Origin of the sequence: Duganella flavida (assembly GCF_009857445.1) — a bacterium.
Classification (GTDB): domain Bacteria; phylum Pseudomonadota; class Gammaproteobacteria; order Burkholderiales; family Burkholderiaceae_D; genus Rugamonas; species Rugamonas flavida.
In genome coordinates this window covers 1-1462 of sequence record NZ_WWCN01000046.1, presented here as the reverse complement: position 1 = coordinate 1462, position 1462 = coordinate 1, and the positions used below count along the sequence as shown (strand labels likewise).

The window sequence follows — 1462 nt, the reverse complement described above, 5'->3', positions numbered from 1 at the left end:
GGGGGTGTCCCTATGTACTTCGTCAAGCAGTTGCGAGAGGTGCAGGGCAATAAAGTGTCCCGTCTCGCATCATGGCGTACATCACGTCGCAGCGCCGCCTTGCGAGAGCGATCAGTGCTTGGTTGTGCCGTTTGCCTTGGCTGATCTTTCGGGCATAGTAAGCCCGCGACACTGGGTCCCGGAGCGCGGCAAAGGCCGACAGGAACAACGCTCGCTTGAGCACTTTATTGCCTCGTCTCGATGGATGTTCACCGCGAATCGAGGAGCCGGAACGACGGGTAACTGGCGCCAGCCCAGCATAGGCCGCGAGATGAGCAGCAGAGGCAAACGCTTTTGCGGCGACCTCTGTAAGGAGTCGGGCAGCGGTCCTGACGCCGACTCCTGGCATGCTGGTCAGGACTGAATAAAGAGGGTGTACTTGCACCAGCCGTTCAACCTCTTGGGCGACCTCGTCGCGCTGACGGCGCAGCGCCGCGAGCTGGTGCGCCAGGCGCGGCAAGACAATTGTTGCGGCGTTTGTTCCTGGCACAATCACCGTCTGCTCGGAAAGTGCCAGGAAAACTTCATGGGCTAAGCCTTTACCCATTCGAGGGGCGAGCTTGCTCAGTTTGTTCGCAAGGCTCTTTTCGCTGGTGGCGGCAAGGCTCGCCGGTGACGGATGCCGTTGTAGTAGATCCAGTACAGCTGGGTGATCAAGTCGTGGGCCAAGAACGCGTTCCAGCGCTGGATGGATTTGTGTCAGTAGTCCGCGAATTCGGTTACTTGTCTGGGTAATCTGATCGGCCAGATCATCATCAAAACCGCACAGCATGGTCAGCTCCGCCAACTGCTCATCATCGAGACGAAGTGAGCGCAGTGCATGCGGCATTGAGCGTGCCGCTTCGGCAATGATGGCGGCGTCTCGTGCATCGGTCTTGGCTTCGCCAGCGTGCAGATCCGCAATTCGGCGCATGGCAAGGCCGGGGAGATATGCCACCAGGATACCCTCGGCTCTGGCGACGGTCACCGGCAATGCTCCGATGGTTGTAGGCTGGTCAACGACCAGCAGTAGCTTGCCGTGTTCCTTGAGGCTGGAAATCAGCGCTCGCAGTCTCGTTTCGTCATTTGGCATCGCCTTATCGAACAAACGTTTGCCAGCTCTGCTCAGTGCAACGGCATGGTGTTCTCCCTTGCCGACGTCAACTCCAATAAAGACATCTACAGTATCGTAATGTTCAATCGCGTCCATGCGACCTCCCGCTACAAGAGGTTGTAATGGCCAACAACTTACGGCAGCAGGTCTCGGCATCCACGTTACGGATGGCCTCAGGATTTCCTCTGGACCAAGTCCCTATCAGCGATCACCAGCCACCCACCAAGTTCGGTGACAACACCCCCCGGATCATGGGCGACTGGGGGCAACAATCATGCCGAACTTGGCTGGCCAAAACCTTGAGGATCAAGGTCTGTATATAGTAACGGG

The 1462-nt window shown here is 57.8% G+C and carries 1 protein-coding gene; it reads right to left on the bottom strand.

Features of this window, described 5'->3' with window-relative positions; all coding sequences use genetic code 11:
- Window positions 1-22: 22 nt before the first annotated feature.
- On the bottom strand, window positions 23-1228 hold the full coding sequence (locus GTP46_RS29090; protein ID WP_161010112.1) for an IS110 family RNA-guided transposase: 1206 nt from the start codon (window positions 1226-1228) through the stop codon (window positions 23-25).
- Between the last annotated feature and the right edge of the window lie 234 nt (window positions 1229-1462).

Bases quoted from the DNA above. Each gene is read 5' to 3' on its own strand.
- GTP46_RS29090 (WP_161010112.1), bottom strand. From the start codon at position 1,228: ATGGACGCGATTGAACATTACGATACTGTAGATGTCTTTATTGGAGTT.